At 63.2% G+C, this 14,318-nt stretch carries 11 protein-coding genes; 7 read left to right on the forward strand and 4 right to left on the reverse strand.

What is annotated here, in order from left to right:
• Positions 1 to 29: 29 nt before the first annotated feature.
• Together mtnA and mtnK are read right to left on the reverse strand one after the other, a co-directional pair.
• On the reverse strand, positions 30 to 1,124 hold the full coding sequence (mtnA, locus tag CGZ66_RS22600; protein WP_095088170.1) for an S-methyl-5-thioribose-1-phosphate isomerase: 1,095 nt from the start codon (positions 1,122 to 1,124) through the stop codon (positions 30 to 32).
• Positions 1,121 to 2,392 (reverse strand): S-methyl-5-thioribose kinase, encoded by a 1,272-nt coding sequence (mtnK, locus tag CGZ66_RS22605; RefSeq protein WP_095088259.1) that lies wholly within the window; start codon positions 2,390 to 2,392, stop codon positions 1,121 to 1,123. Before mtnK ends, mtnA begins: the two co-directional genes overlap by 4 nt.
• 135 nt (positions 2,393 to 2,527) lie before the next feature.
• Here mtnK and CGZ66_RS22610 point away from each other — a divergent pair, with 135 nt between their 5' ends.
• The 4 genes from CGZ66_RS22610 (at position 2,528) to CGZ66_RS22625 (ending at position 7,203) form a co-directional block, all read left to right on the forward strand.
• Positions 2,528 to 4,039 carry a sugar ABC transporter ATP-binding protein gene (locus CGZ66_RS22610; protein ID WP_095088172.1) on the forward strand — a complete coding sequence of 504 codons (1,512 nt, stop codon included), beginning with the start codon at positions 2,528 to 2,530 and terminating at the stop codon, positions 4,037 to 4,039.
• A gap of 79 nt (positions 4,040 to 4,118) precedes the next feature.
• The gene (locus tag CGZ66_RS22615) at positions 4,119 to 5,114 is read left to right on the forward strand and encodes an ABC transporter permease (protein ID WP_095088174.1); all 996 of its coding nucleotides are present in this window, start codon (positions 4,119 to 4,121) and stop codon (positions 5,112 to 5,114) included.
• A gap of 48 nt (positions 5,115 to 5,162) precedes the next feature.
• Positions 5,163 to 6,215, forward strand: coding sequence for a substrate-binding domain-containing protein (locus CGZ66_RS22620; protein ID WP_095088176.1), 1,053 nt, complete (start codon positions 5,163 to 5,165; stop codon positions 6,213 to 6,215).
• A 142-nt stretch (positions 6,216 to 6,357) separates the two neighbouring features.
• On the forward strand, positions 6,358 to 7,203 hold the full coding sequence (locus CGZ66_RS22625; protein ID WP_095088179.1) for an acyl-CoA thioester hydrolase/BAAT C-terminal domain-containing protein: 846 nt from the start codon (positions 6,358 to 6,360) through the stop codon (positions 7,201 to 7,203).
• Between the two features lie 44 nt (positions 7,204 to 7,247).
• Here CGZ66_RS22625 and CGZ66_RS22630 read toward each other — a convergent pair whose 3' ends face one another.
• Together CGZ66_RS22630 and CGZ66_RS22635 are read right to left on the reverse strand one after the other, a co-directional pair.
• A complete protein-coding gene (locus CGZ66_RS22630) occupies positions 7,248 to 9,302 on the reverse strand; it encodes a bifunctional aldolase/short-chain dehydrogenase (RefSeq protein ID WP_095088182.1) in 2,055 nt (684 codons plus the stop codon).
• A gap of 92 nt (positions 9,303 to 9,394) precedes the next feature.
• Positions 9,395 to 10,360 carry a sugar-binding transcriptional regulator gene (locus CGZ66_RS22635; RefSeq protein ID WP_095088186.1) on the reverse strand — a complete coding sequence of 322 codons (966 nt, stop codon included), beginning with the start codon at positions 10,358 to 10,360 and terminating at the stop codon, positions 9,395 to 9,397.
• A gap of 191 nt (positions 10,361 to 10,551) precedes the next feature.
• On the opposite strand from CGZ66_RS22635, the gene CGZ66_RS22640 reads away from it, so the two are divergent.
• The 3 genes from CGZ66_RS22640 (at position 10,552) to CGZ66_RS22650 (ending at position 14,188) form a co-directional block, all read left to right on the forward strand.
• Positions 10,552 to 12,192, forward strand: coding sequence for an acyl-CoA synthetase (locus tag CGZ66_RS22640; protein WP_095088189.1), 1,641 nt, complete (start codon positions 10,552 to 10,554; stop codon positions 12,190 to 12,192).
• Between the two features lie 186 nt (positions 12,193 to 12,378).
• Positions 12,379 to 12,987 carry a TetR/AcrR family transcriptional regulator gene (locus CGZ66_RS22645; RefSeq protein ID WP_095088192.1) on the forward strand — a complete coding sequence of 203 codons (609 nt, stop codon included), beginning with the start codon at positions 12,379 to 12,381 and terminating at the stop codon, positions 12,985 to 12,987.
• 52 nt (positions 12,988 to 13,039) lie between these two features.
• Positions 13,040 to 14,188 carry an efflux RND transporter periplasmic adaptor subunit gene (locus CGZ66_RS22650; RefSeq protein ID WP_095088194.1) on the forward strand — a complete coding sequence of 383 codons (1,149 nt, stop codon included), beginning with the start codon at positions 13,040 to 13,042 and terminating at the stop codon, positions 14,186 to 14,188.
• Positions 14,189 to 14,318: the final 130 nt, after the last annotated feature.

Below are 14,318 nucleotides of genomic sequence, written 5' to 3' on the forward strand. Positions count from 1 at the left end.
AAACCGTTTCACACTTTTCCTGGATTGCTCTAGCCGCGCTCGGGAAACATCGCCTTCAGACCCTCGCGCGATGCCTTGGCGACGCCGCGTTCGGTTATCAGGCCGGTCACCAGCCGCGCCGGCGTCACGTCGAAGGCCGGGTTCGCCGCGGGTGTCGTCTCGGGCGAGATGCGCACCTGGGCGATCTCGCCGGCAGCGGTCTTGCCCCAGACCAGCGAAACCTCGTCGGCCGAGCGCTGCTCGATCGGTATATCGGCCAGCCCGTCATGCACCGTCCAGTCGATGGTCGGCGACGGCAGCGCGACATAGAACGGCACATGATTGTCGGCGGCGGCAAGTGCCTTGAGATAGGTGCCGATCTTGTTGCAGACATCGCCGTTGGCGGTGGTGCGGTCGGTGCCGACGATGACCATGTCGATTTCGCCGCGCTGCATCAGGTGGCCACCGGCATTGTCGACGATCAGCGTGTGCGGCACGCCATGGCCAGCCATCTCCCATGCGGTCAGCTGGGCGCCCTGGTTGCGCGGCCTTGTCTCGTCGACATAGACGTGGACCGGAATGCCGGCCTCGGTTGCCAGGTAGATCGGCGCGGTGGCAGTGCCGTAGTCGACGGTCGCCAGCCAGCCGGCATTGCAGTGGGTCAGGATGTTGACCGGTTCGCCCTTCGGCTTGCGCGCCGCGATCGCCTTGATGATGGCGAGTCCGTTCTCGCCGATGGCGCGGTTGAGGCCGACATCCTCGTCGGCGATTTCCCTGGCCCGCCGATAGGCGGCTTCGGCCCGTTGTTCGGGAGGCAATGGCTTGAGGAAGCGCCGCATCTCGTCCAGTGCCCAGCGCAGATTGATCGCCGTCGGGCGCGTTTCGTGTAAGGTCTCCCAGACGGCATCGAGTGCGGCATCGGATGGATCGTCGGCCATCTGCATGGCGACGCCATAGGCAGCGGTGACGCCAATCAGCGGCGCGCCGCGCACCCACATGTCGCGGATCGCTGTGGCGATGCCGGTGACGGTGTCGATCTTCTCGACGCGGAAATCATGCGGCAGCCAGCGTTGGTCGATGATCTCCACCGAACGCTCGTCGTCGCTCAGCCAGATGGTGCGATAGTGGCGGTCGCCGACGTTCAAATGCTGCTCTCCTGTTCAATCAGCGCGGCCAGGTGGTTGACCTCGTCGATGCTGTGGATCTGGCGCCGGTTGACGGCGAGGTGCCGGCCGAATTTCAGCGCCTTGGCCTCACAACTGGCGCGCAGATCCTCGTCGGCAATGGTCTCGAAATCGGCATTGTGGGCGAGGCCGAGGATACGCCGGTGGACCTCGATGCCGGCAAAGCCGAGCAGATCGGTCCAGATCTGGTCCAGCACATGGTCGAGCGCCTGTTCGGCGCCGAGCCTGTCGCCCTGATCCTCGAACAGGCTTTTCTGGTAGAGCATGCCGGTGCGCTCGGTGCGCCACAGATGCGAGAACTCGGCGCGGAACACGACCCAAGTCTCGACGGTCACCGCGAGCAGATAGGCGCGCATGGCGTCGCGCTTGCCGCTCTGCTCGTGTCCCCGCTGCGAGAAGAAGGACATCCAGAAATTGGCGAGCAGCATGCCGACATCGAACGCCATCGGGCCGTAAAAGGCGAATTCGGGGTCGATCATCCGCGTCTGCGAGTCGGTGACCATGATCGAGCCGGAATGCAGGTCGCCATGCAGCAGCGTTTCGGCATTGGCGGCGAATATGTGCTTCAGCCGCTGCGCCTCGACCTTGAGGTCGCGGTCGGCGCGCAGCTCTGCAACGAGGTCGTCGAGCTGCGGCGAGGTGTGCCGGTTCATCCTGGCGTCGAAATAGGGGTCCGAGAACACCAGGTTCTCGGTGATGTCGCAGAGTTCGACATTGCCGGCGAACAGCGCCAGGTCGGCCTTGCGGTCCTTGGCTGCCATATGCAGGTCGGAGCCGCGAAACAGGGTGCGGGCCATGAACAGGCCGATATCCCTGGCAATGTTCGGCAGTTGCCGGCCTTCGATCAGCGCCCGCCGCAGGATGATGTGCGGCGACAGATATTCCATGATGATCAGCGCCTGGCCTTCATCGAAATGGTAGATCGCCGGCACCGAGCCCGGCGCGCGCGCCTCCTGCCGGGTCAGCGCGTGGTATTCGAAGAACGAGCGCTTCAGCGGCAGCGGCCAGCTGTCGCCGACCAGGCGGACATAGGGCAGGGCCTGCTTGACCACCGCTGCACCGCTGGCGCCTTCGACGATGAAGACGAGGTTCAGATTGCCGTCGCCGACCTCGCGGACCTTCCACGCACTCGTGTCTTTGCCGATCCGCGCGCGCAACGCCTCGTTGTCGCCAAGACGGCTCGAAAGCGTCTCGACCGACAGTGCTTCGAACTGCAAATTTCCAGTCATCGTCATCCTCCCGCATATGCGCTCCGAACATAACGGAGGCATGGCGGCCGGGCCAAGCTAGGAAGCGATCTGGCAATTGTCAATCGTGTTGACAATTGCCGATGTAGCCCATAGCGTCATGTCAGGGAGGAACGCATGGTCGGCAATGCCGTGTTCCGCGCAGAGGGGCTGAGGAAATCCTTTGGCCATAACGAGGTGCTTGGCGGCGTCTCGCTGGAGCTGCATGCCGGCGAAGTGACGGTGCTGATGGGCGCCAATGGCGCCGGCAAATCCACCCTCGTCAAGATCATCAGCGGCGTCTATGAGCGCGGCGACGGCACGATGGGCCTCGCCGGACAGGCCTTCGCGCCGAACACGCCGGCGGAAGCGATCCGCGCCGGCGTCGTCACCGTGCACCAGAACATCAATGACGGTGTCGTCGCCGATCTCGATGTCGCCACCAATTTGACCCTCGACCGCTTGAGCGGCAGCGGCGCTTCGTTCCTGTTCAATCCGGCGCGCGTGCGTCGCCAGGCAAAGGCCGTCGCCGACCGCATGGGGCTGGCCATCGATCTCAAAGCGCGCGTCAGCGATCTTTCGCTGGCCGATCGCCAGGTGGTGGCGATAGCCCGCGCTTTGGCGCATCAGCCGAAAGTGCTGATCCTCGACGAGCCGACCTCGTCGCTGTCCAGCGCCGAAGCCGATCGGCTGTTTGCGCTGATCGACAGGCTGCGCGAGCAGGGCGTCGCCATCCTCTACATCTCTCACCGCATGTCTGACATCCGGCGGCTTGCCGATCGTATCGTCTCGATGCGCGACGGCGTCATCTCAGGCGTCTTCGACAAGAAACCGCTCGACTATGAAGGTGCCGTCAACGCCATGCTCGGGCGCAAGATCCACCTCGACCAGATCGTCGTCAGAAGTTCAGACAAGGCGATCCTGACGATCGAAGAGCTGCGCATAGCGCAAGGCGCCAGGCCGATCTCGCTGACGCTCGGCGACGGCGAGGTTGTTGCCATCACCGGCCTCGTCGGCGTTGGCAAGACGGCACTGGCCGAGACGCTGTTTGGCGTGCGCAAGCCGCTCAGTGGCACCATGGTGCTGAACGGCAAGCCCTATGCGCCTGAAACAACAGGCGAGGCGATCGCCGCCGGTGTGTTCCTCGTCGCCAAGGACCGCGGCGAGAACGGCATCGTCAGCGGCTTCAATATTCAGGAAAATATCAGCCTGCCGTTCCACAAGCGCATGTCGCGCCTCGGTGTTCTCAGGCGCCGCCTGGAACGCAGCACCGCGCGCCGCCAGATCGAGGAACTGGGCATCGTCTGCCGCTCTGAGAAGGACGAGTTGGCGGCACTTTCCGGCGGCAACCAGCAGAAGGTGATGGTCGCCCGCTGGATGGCGCAGGATGCCGGACTGTTCATTCTGGATGAACCGTTCCAGGGCGTCGATATTTCGGCCCGGCGCGACATTGCCGCCAAGCTCAGGGCAAGTGCAAACGGCCGCGCCACGCTGCTGTTCGTCACCGAGCTCGACGAGGCGTTGGAGACGGCCGACCGCATCCTGGTGATGTCCGAACAAACCATCGTCGGCGAGCATCGCAATGCCGATGTCGATCTCGATCGCCTGCTGGCCGAGGTCGCCGGCGGACCGCTGCACAGCGCCGCCTGAGCGTGGCGGCAAGGAATTGGAATGGAGAGACTATGGGTTCGAGTTGGGTAGAAATCGCAGCGGCGCGAGAGGGCGCTGAATGACGTTGCGAGACCATGCCATTCGCTACGGCTTCATCGTGCTTTTGTTCGGTTTGATCGCCTATTTCGCGATCGCCGCCGACGGTTTCGTTTCGCCGCAAAGTGCCGTCTTCATCTTCCAGTCGGTCGCCATCACCGGCGTGCTGGCGCTCGGCGTCACCGCCACGCTCGTCGTCGGCGGCTTTGACCTGTCGATCGGCTCGGTTGCCACATCAGCCATGATGGCGGCGGCCTATGTCATGGTGGTGCTGGAGCAGAACGCTCTCGTCGCGGTCGTCGTCTGCCTGCTCATCGGCGCCATTGTCGGCCTGATCAATGGCTGGCTGATCGTCTATATGCGCGTGCCCGATCTCCTGGCGACGCTCGGCATGATGTTCCTGCTGGTCGGCCTGCAACGCATCCCGACCGAGGGCCGTTCGATCGCCACCGGCATGACCATGCCGGACGGTTCGGTCGCCAATGGCAAGTTCAGCGACGCGTTCCTGGCGCTCGGCCGCCACCGCTTCGATTTCTTCATCCCGAACCTCATTCCGGTGTCGGTGGTGGTGCTGCTCGTGCTCGCCGTGCTGATCTGGTTCTTCCTCGAATACACGCGTTTCGGGCGCATGATGTATGCGGTCGGCAGCAATGAGCGTGCCGCCGAACTCGCCGGCGCGCCTGTCAAGGCATACAAGATCTGGGCCTACGTTATTTCAGGAGTTTTTGCCTCGATCGGCGGCATTTTGCTCGCCGCCCGACTTGGACGCGGCGACATCGCCTCGGGTAATAATCTGCTGCTTGACGCTGTCGCCGCGGCGCTCATCGGCTACGCGGTGCTTGGCGCCGCCAAGCCGAACGCCTTCGGCACTGCCGTCGGCGCGCTGTTCGTCGGCATCTTGCTGCAAGGCCTGACGATGATGAACGCGCCTTACTACACGCAGGATTTCGTCAAGGGCGTGGTTCTGGTCGTCGCCCTTGTCTTCACCTTTGCCCTTTCGGGCAGGGGCAGGAGATAGCTTTCGACCGGATAGGATTTTGGGTTCAACAAGAGTGGAGGAAACAAGGTGAACATTACGAGAAGACTTCTGGGGAAGGTGGCACTCGGGCTGGCCGGGGCAACCATGCTGATGCAGTTCCCGGCACTGGCCGCGGACAAGCCGGCGCCTTTCGACAAGCCCGGCGTCAAGATCGCGCTGGTGCGCTATCTCTCGACCGGCGACTTCTTCCAGGCCTATCTCTCGGGCGTCGAGGCGCAGTCGAAGGCGCTCGGCATCGACCTGCGCGTCCTCGACAGCCGCCAGGACGCCGCCCTTCAATCTGACATGGTCGACCAGGCCATAGCGCTTGGCGTGCAAGGCATCATCATCCAGCACGGCTTGACGGAATCGATGAAGGACGCCGCCCATCGCGCGGTCGACGCCGGCATCAAGGTGGTGGCTTTCGACGTCAATGTCGAAAACCCCAAGATCCCGCAGGTCGAACAGTCCGACCGCGACTTGGCCCGGCTCGCTCTCGAGCAGGCGGTCAAGGACAATGGCGAGAGCTGGAAGGCCGGCTATGTCTATGTCGCCGGCATCGCGCCGCTCGACCGCCGCAACGAGACCTGGGTCGACGTCAAGAAGAAGCATGCCGGCATCAGCGAAGTCGCGATGTTCGGCACGCTCGACAACCCGATCGCCAACTCCGTCGCCAACCAGGCGCGTTCGGTGCTGTCGGCCCACCCCGACATCAAGGTGATGTTTGCCCCCTATGACGAATTCGCCAAGGGCGTGAAGATCGCCGTCGACGAGGCGGGTTTGAACAAGGGCATCAAGATTTACTCGGCCGACATCTCGACGTCCGATATCGCCGCGATGCGTGAACCCGACAGCGCCTGGGCGGCGACCGCCGCCACCAATCCGGCCGTCGTCGGCCAGGTCTCGGTGCGTGCGCTGGCACAGCTGCTGGCCGGTGAAGACCCTGGCCACAACGTCGTCGTGCCGCCGACGCTGATCACCCAGAAAGACCTCGTCGACAAGGACATCAAGAACATGGAGGACCTGTCGGCCAAGCTGCCGCAGTTCGCCCATGCCGACGTCGCGATGCCGGCCTGGATGCCGAACCCGAACGCCAAGTAGCTTTCGCAAGCTTGGAACCGCTAGCCGCCTGCAGCAGCTTGTTGCGGGCGGCTTTTTTGTCGAAGGTCCTGGCACGACCGGCTTGCCGAAAACGCCAGTTTTGCGATGCTGGAAAAATCAGCCGCGAAAGTGCCGGTTCAGGATGGAATCGCAGACGGTAATCGAGGAAAACCTGTCCGGCACTGTCACCGGAAGATTGTTTCGATGCACGCGGGCCACCACGGGCGTCGTGGTGTTGTGTGGATCGAGTGGCCGTGTCGATGTTGGGCGCGCGAGGCTCTTTGCAAATGAGGGTCAGTCAGCCCTGGCGCTGCAATGGTTTGGCGGTGAGGGCCAGGTTCCCGGAATTTGCGAGGTTCCCCTCGAAACGTTCTTTGCCGCAACCGACTGTCTCCTTGAAACAGGTTGCCGTCGCATCGTCTATGTCGGCACATCCAAGGGTGCCGAGGCTTCATTGCTCGCGGCGGTCCACGACCAGCGGATCAACGCCGTGGTCGCTATCAGCCCATCATCCGTGGTTTGGGGAAATATCGGTGCCGGCCGGGATGGTGTCAGCTGGCCTGAACGATCCTCATGGTCGCTCAACGGTATTCCCCTGCCGTTTGTACCGACAGACCCAGACTGGACCCCAGAGCATGTGGATGGTCTGGTCGCTTACAGGGGGCTTTTCGAGCGCTGCTTGAAAACCTTTGAGCTGGAAGCAATTGCGGCAACCATTCCCGTTGAGACCGCGTCAGCCGAGGTTCTGCTTGTCGCGGGTGGCGACGATGCGCTGTGGCCCTCCCTTTCGTTCGCGACAGATATCGCCCGGCTGTGCGGCGAAGCAGGCAAGGTCACGCATCTCGTTTCGTCGCCGGATGCGGGTCACCGCATCCTGTTGCCGGGCGAAAATACACCACGCTCCGCATTACATGCGCACGGCGGCAACGACGAGGCCGATTCAGAGCTGGGCAAAAAGGCTTGGGAAGGCATCCGTGAGCTGCTGTAGTAGCAGTTCACGAATGCCTGCATGCCTGTTTCGATCGGTTCCGCCTACCGCATCGCCGCCGCGATGTTGCCGCCGTCGACCGTCGTCACATCGGCAGTGGTGCGATCGGCAAGCGCATGATGCAGGAACGCCTGCGCCACGTCCTGCGCCGTCACTTCCTGGCCGAGCAGATTGCCGGACATGTAGTCCTTCTCCGACACGCCGCGCGCGCCGGAGCGGCTGGCGATCGTGGCGTCGGTCAAAAGTCCGGAGCGGATGCGGTCGGCGTTGACGGCGTTCGAACGGATGCCGTGGGCGCCATAGTCGAGCGCATATTGCCTGGACAGGAACAGCGTCGCCGCCTTCGGCACGCCATAGGCGCCGAATTTCGGACCGGGATTGACCGCCTGCTTGGAGGTGTTGAACAGAAGCACGCCGCCGGTTCCCTGTTCGAGCATGATGCGCACGGCATTCTGCGCCACCGACTGGTGGGCGAAGAAATTGAGCTCGAAACTCCTGCGCAAAAGCGCATCGTCGAGTTCGCCGATCCGGCCTTCCCAGGCAGCACCGGCATTGGAGACCACGATGTCGACGCCGCCGAAGACGGCAACCGCCTTGTCGAAGGCGGCACGCACCTGTGCCGGGTCGGTGATGTCGGCGGCGACGCCGATCGAGTTGTTGCCGGCCTTCTTCGCCGCCTCGGCTGCCTTTTCGGCATCGAGATCGACAACGACGGCATGGGCGCCATTGTCGGCGAACAGCCTGGCCGTCGCCGCGCCGATCGCGCCGGCACCGCCGGTGATCAGCACCACCTGGCCGGTCAGTGGCTTCGGCTTGTTGGAAGCGAGCTTGGCCTGTTCCAGCGACCAGTATTCGAGCGGGAACAGATCGGCCTTGGAGAGCGGATGAAACCGGCCGACCGCCTCGGCGCCGCGCACCGCCTCGATCCACATTTCGCCGACATCCGAAGCGATCTTCGCGTCCTTTAGCGTGCGACCGTGGCCGAACATGCCGAGGCCCGGCACCAGCGTCAGGCGCGGCATCTGGTCGAGCATGGTGCGCTTGACGTCGTCGAGCGCGTCGTTGGTTTCGAAATAGGCGCGGTAGTCCCTGGCGAAGGCTTCGACGTGCTGCTTGATCACGGCCTTGTAGTCGCCGACCTTGTCGGCATCGGGCGCCGGCAGTGCCATCGGCCCGGTCTTGATGCGGATCGACAGATCGGGCGTCGACACGCCGCGCCCGGCATAGTCGGCGATCTCAGCTGAATTGATGAAATCGACGATCGCCTCCGAGGTGCGGAAGTCGCTGATCATGCGGTCGAAACGGCCTTCGCCGCGTGCTACGGCCACAGCCCCCCGCAACGTCGATGCGATAGCCGCCGGTGTCGCGAGCTTTGCCGGCAATGCTGCCTTTGCCGCTGTCGGCTTGGCGTTCTTGGCGACGTACTCCTCGGCGACATTCACATAGTGGATCATCCGGTCGTAGGCCTGCCTGGCGTCGTCGCCGAAGGTGAAGATGCCGTGCTTGTCGAGGATCAGGCCCTCGACCGACGGATCGGCGTCAAAGATGTCGGCCGCCGCCTTGGCGAGGTCGAAGCCGGGCATGATGTAGGGCACATAACCCATCTTCGCACCGAACACCGTCTCCACCAGCCGTTTGCTGTCCTCCTGGTCGACGATGGCCAGGATGGCGGTCGAATGCGTGTGGTCGACGAATTTATGCGGCAGGAAGGCATGCAGCAGCGTCTCCACCGAAGGGTTGGGCGAGGACGGGTCGATGAGGTTGGCGCGTTGCAGGGCAACCATGTCTTCGTCGGCCAATCTGTTCAGTGCGCGGGCCTTGAGCAGCGGCTTGAGCTTGACCGCCGGCAGGCCCTGCGGCTCGATGACACCCATGTCCCAGCCGCTGCCCTTGACGCACAGCACGTCCCACTGGTCGCCGACGAGATCGGTGGCCGTCGTCTTGCACGACGTGTTGCCGCCGCCATGCAGGACCAGCCGTGGCTCGCCGCCCAGCAGCCGCGTCGTGTAGACGCGCAGCGCCAGGTCGCGGCCGACACCCTTTTTTGCATAGTCGGCAACGAGTTTTTCGGCTGCGTCGTCGTTCCACAGGTTCTTCATGTTCGCTTCGTCCGGTTGTTGTCTTTGATGGTGAAACAGGAATGCCGCGACGCTTTGATGACAATGCGCGGGCGGCGGAAATATGTGTTTTTCTAGGAGGCCTTTTCTGTCGTGGCAGCCGCGTGATCCAGCAGCCTCTGCGCCATGCGCGCGCCGACCACCAGATGCGTGCAAAGTCCGCCGGCGATCGCCGCAAGCAACGGTTCGAACTTGCTGTCCTCCTGCACGACCATCAGGCGCCTGGCGATGGCGCGCAGCGAGGCAAGCTCGGCCGAGATCACCCGGCGGTTGTAGCTGCAGTCGAGCACCTTGCCGTCAGCGTCGATGATCTGCCCGGCAATGACGCCGGCAGCACCTCGGCTGCGCAGCTCCGCCATTTCGCCTGATGTCAGTGCACCGCATTTGACCAGATGGCTGTCGGCGTCGACAGCACCGACCGAGTACAGCGCCAGATCGCATTCACCGACGCCCGACAATTGCTCGCGGATCACTGGTTCGGCGCGCAACGCGCGCGCCAGCTCTTCCGTCGACAGCACCAGCGGCGCGTAGAAGTTGAGGCCCTTGGCGTTGAGCCGCCGCGCGATTTCCATCGTGCATTGGTCTGGCCGGTAGGAATAGGGCGCGCCGAGATTGCCGCAGAGCTGCACCACGGTGACATCCTGCAGGTCGGCATAGGACATGATATCGGCGATCATGTAGACGGTGCGGCCCCAGGCGACGCCGATTCGGTCGCCCTTCTTGACCAGTTCGAGAAAGACGCTCGCCGCCAGCACGGCGATTTCCGTCGACGGATCGGCGACATGGTCGTTCTCCGGCGCGATCCACACGGCGTCGACGCCCAGCGCATCCTCGAGTTTGCGCGCCAGCACATCGTCGGTGAAAAGCTGGGTCGAGGTCGAGATGTTGACGATGCCGGTCTCGCGCGCCTTGCGCAGATACATGGCGACCGAGGCACGGGAAATGTTAAGCTGGCTCGCCACCTGGTCCTGCCGCAGGCCATGGGCGTAGTAGAGCCAGGCGGCCTTGTGGATGAGCTGTTCTGCCGGTCGGATCGCCATGCCGTCTCCTCGGCTGACATTATTCACGGCCTTCGACAAAAGTCAAACCAGGCCAAGGTATACGATGCCTTTTCATCAGCTGAATCTAGATCATCATTGTGCCAAATGCGCTCTATCGCAGCATCGTTGGTGGTGACGCGGCCCGAGCCTGTGATTAGAACATCTCAAAGAAGAAACTCGGGGAGGACGGGATGGGCAATCCTTACGAACAGGATCTCGACAAGAACGCGGCCAACCACCAGCCGCTGACGCCGCTTACCTATCTGGAGCGCGCGGCAAAGACCTATCCCGACCATGTCGCCATCATCCATGGCCGCCAGCGCATCGACTATCGCACCTTCTGGCGCCGGTCGTTGAAGCTTGGCTCGGCCCTCCAGAAGCGCGGCATCGGCAAGGGCGACACCGTCACCGTCATGCTGTCCAACACGCCGCCGATGCTGGAAGCGCATTTCGGCGTGCCGATGACCAAGGCGGTGCTGCACTCGCTCAACACCCGCCTCGATGCCGCGGTCATCGCCTTCCAGCTCGACCATGCCGAGACCAGGATACTGATCGTCGATCGCGAGTTCTCCGGCGTCGTCAAGCAGGCCCTGGAACTGGCCAAGGTCAAGCCGCTGGTCATCGACTATGACGATCCCGACTACGCTGCCGACGCGCCGTATCCGAAGGGCGAGCGCATAGGCACATCAGACTATGAGGATTTCATCGCGAGCGGCGACGAGGACTTCGCCTGGTCGATGCCCGACGATGAGTGGGACGCCATTTCGCTCAACTACACCTCCGGCACCACTGGCAATCCGAAGGGCGTCGTCTACCACCATCGGGGTGCTGCCCTCATGGCCTACACCAACACCATCCATGCCGGCATGGCCAAGCACGCCGTCTATCTGTGGACGCTGCCGATGTTCCACTGCAATGGCTGGTGCTTTCCATGGACGCTCGCCGTCCAGGCCGGCACCCATGTTTGCCTGCGCTGGGTGCGGCCGAAGCCGATCTACGATGCGATTGCCGACCACGGCGTCACCCATCTGTGCGGCGCGCCGGTCGTCATGTCGGTGCTGATCAATGCGAAGGACGAGGACAAGCGCGAATTCGCGCAGACGGTCACCTTCAACACCGCGGCTGCCCCGCCACCGGAGGCCGTGTTGTCCGGCATGGCCGATGCCGGCTTTGCCGTCACCCATCTCTACGGATTGACCGAAACCTATGGCCCGGCGGTCGTCAACGAATGGCACGGCGCCTGGGACAATCTCGAAAAGGGCGAGCGCAGTGTCAAAAAGGCGCGGCAGGGCGTGCGCTATGCAGCGCTAGAAGGGCTGACCGTCATGGATCCCGAGACAATGCGGACGACGCCGGCGGATGGCGTGACCATTGGCGAGGTCATGTTCCGCGGCAACATCGTCATGAAGGGCTATCTGAAGAACCGCAAGGCGAGCGACGAAGCCTTTGCCGGCGGCTGGTTCCACTCGGGCGATCTCGGCGTCATGCACGCCGACGGCTATATCCAGCTCAAGGACCGCTCCAAGGACATCATCATCTCCGGCGGCGAGAACATCTCCTCGATTGAGGTCGAGGATGCGCTCTACAAGCACGCCTCGGTTGCCTCTTGCGGCGTCGTCGCCAGGGCCGATGACAAATGGGGCGAGGTGCCGGTTGCCTATGTCGAACTGAAGCCCGGCAAGGCGGCGACCGAGGCCGAGATCATCGAGCATTGCCGCGCACTGCTAGCCCGCTTCAAGGTGCCGAAGGCGGTGATCTTCGCAGAAATCCCGAAGACCTCGACCGGCAAGATCCAGAAGTTCCGGCTACGGGAAATGGCCAAGGTCGCCTGACGTTCCCGGCAGCCTCTCGCGAAAATATTTCCAATGGTCCGAATCCTCGGGCCGCCTGGTGACGTCTGTTGGATGTCACCAGCTGTCACCAATCGTACGCGTACACCGATTTCGCGTTGACAGGTCGGCCATTTCGATTTACGACTGACGAAAATTGAAATTCGTCAGTCGTAAACAAAAAGAGCCATGTCCGAAGCCGCCAACATAGTCGCCGCCGACGTCGCCCGACAGGAGAATGTGACGCGCATTCTCGACTGCGCCGAGCGCCTGTTCCGGCACTACGGTTACGGCAAGACCAATGTCGCCGACATCGCCCGTGAACTCGGCATGTCGCCGGCCAATATCTACCGCTTCTTCGCCACCAAGGTCGAAATCCACCAGGCCGTCTGCGGCAGGATGCTCGGTGCCAGCTACAAGATGGCCTACGAGATTTGCCACCTGCCGATCAGCGCGGAGGAGCGGCTTCGGCGCTACGTGCATGCCCAGTACAAGATGACGATGGAAGTCATGCTCGACGAGCAGAAGGTCCATGAAATGGTCATCGTTGCGCTCGAACGGGATTGGGGCGTCATCGACAAGCACGTCGACAGCATCCACGATCTGTTCGCGGAAGTCATCCGCGATGGCATCGAGGCCGGTGAGTTCAGGGAACAGGATCCGGTGATCGCGTCGCGCTGCTTCGGCGCCGCCACCGTCATCCTGTGCCATCCGCAGATGGTCGCGCAGTGTCTGGCCAAGACCAATAGGGCGATGCCCGACGACCTCATCGACTATGCAATCAAGGCCTTGAAATAGCGCCGCACGCAGGTGTCGGTGTCGACCATTCATCTCCAGTCGGAGTAGCAAGATGTCTTTGTCCCGTTCCATCCTTCGCAAGCTGCCGGTCGCCGGCCTGATCGTGGCGACGCTCGGGCTAGCCGGCTGCTCGCAGGAGAAAGCCGAGGTCAAGGACATCATCCGCCCGGTCAAGGTCGTCGAGATCGCCCAGGCGCATGACACCCGCACGCTCTCCTATTCCGGGTCGGTGCGTGCCCGCACCGAAAGCGCCCTGGCGTTCCGGGTCAACGGCAAGATCACGGAGCGCCTTGTCGACATCGGTCAGCATGTGGCTTCAGGCGATGTGCTCGCCCGCATCGATCCCATCGATTACGACCTTTCCGTCAAAAGCGCTCAGGCAGCGGTTGATGCCGCCGAGCGGCAGGTCGAGACGGTCGAGCTTGCCCGCAAGCGCGCCGAGCAGCTTTTTGCCAAGAATTTTGCACCGAAATCGCAGCTCGAACAGGCGACGCTGAGCTATGACCAGGCGGTCGCCACCCGCGATTCCGCTCGCTCGTCGCTCGACCAGGCCAAGAACCAGGCCGGCTACACCGACCTCAAGGCCGACAGGGACGGCATCGTCACCGCAGTCAGCGCCGATGTCGGCCAGGTGGTTGGCTCCGGCACGCCGGTTGTCACCGTCGCGGTCGACGGCGAAAAGGAAGTGCTGATCGCGGTTCCGGAAATGGAAATCGCCGAGTTCAAGCCGGGCAAGATCGTAAAGGCGGGCTTCTGGTCCGACGATGCACTCACGCTCGAGGGCAAGGTCCGCGAAGTCGCCGGCAGCGCCGATCCGCAGTCGCGCACCTTTGCCGTTCGCGTCAGCCTGCCCAACGATCCGCGCGTGCTGCTCGGCATGACCGCCAGCATCGAAGCATCGGCGGCCAATGAGCGGCAGCTCGTTTCGATCCCGCTGAGCGCGCTGGCCAAGCAAGACAGCCAGTCGATCGTCTGGACCGTCGATCGCGGCGCCGACACCGTCCACGCCCGCCCGGTCAAGGTCGCCAAGTTCGCCGCCGATGGCGTGCGGGTCGCCGAAGGTTTGCAGCCCGGCGATGTCGTGGTCGCTGCCGGCACGCAGTTCATGACCGAGAACCTGAAAGTGAAACTTGCCGGCGACACGGTGCTGCAATCTGCTTCCGCGGCCGGCGATGACAGCGACACCAGGCAGGTGCGCTGACGACAGACACCGGCTGCGCGTTCCCGCAGCCGCTGGTTTCCGGGCGGCAAACGCTCGAACCGAGGCGCTCGACTGATGCGACCCCCCGCGCATCAATTTTCGCGTCCCCAACCGCGATGAGTGTTCTCCG

It is taken from the genome of Mesorhizobium sophorae (assembly GCF_002270415.1).
Lineage (GTDB): Bacteria > Pseudomonadota > Alphaproteobacteria > Rhizobiales > Rhizobiaceae > Mesorhizobium > Mesorhizobium sophorae.

Coding starts and splice junctions, on each gene's coding strand:
- mtnK (WP_095088259.1), bottom strand. CDS start 2,392: ATGACTGGAAATTTGCAGTTCGAAGCACTGTCGGTCGAGACGCTTTCG.
- CGZ66_RS22610 (WP_095088172.1), top strand. CDS start 2,528: ATGGTCGGCAATGCCGTGTTCCGCGCAGAGGGGCTGAGGAAATCCTTT.
- CGZ66_RS22615 (WP_095088174.1), top strand. CDS start 4,119: ATGACGTTGCGAGACCATGCCATTCGCTACGGCTTCATCGTGCTTTTG.
- CGZ66_RS22625 (WP_095088179.1), top strand. CDS start 6,358: ATGGAATCGCAGACGGTAATCGAGGAAAACCTGTCCGGCACTGTCACC.
- CGZ66_RS22630 (WP_095088182.1), bottom strand. CDS start 9,302: ATGAAGAACCTGTGGAACGACGACGCAGCCGAAAAACTCGTTGCCGAC.
- CGZ66_RS22635 (WP_095088186.1), bottom strand. CDS start 10,360: ATGGCGATCCGACCGGCAGAACAGCTCATCCACAAGGCCGCCTGGCTC.
- CGZ66_RS22640 (WP_095088189.1), top strand. CDS start 10,552: ATGGGCAATCCTTACGAACAGGATCTCGACAAGAACGCGGCCAACCAC.
- CGZ66_RS22645 (WP_095088192.1), top strand. CDS start 12,379: ATGTCCGAAGCCGCCAACATAGTCGCCGCCGACGTCGCCCGACAGGAG.
- CGZ66_RS22650 (WP_095088194.1), top strand. CDS start 13,040: ATGTCTTTGTCCCGTTCCATCCTTCGCAAGCTGCCGGTCGCCGGCCTG.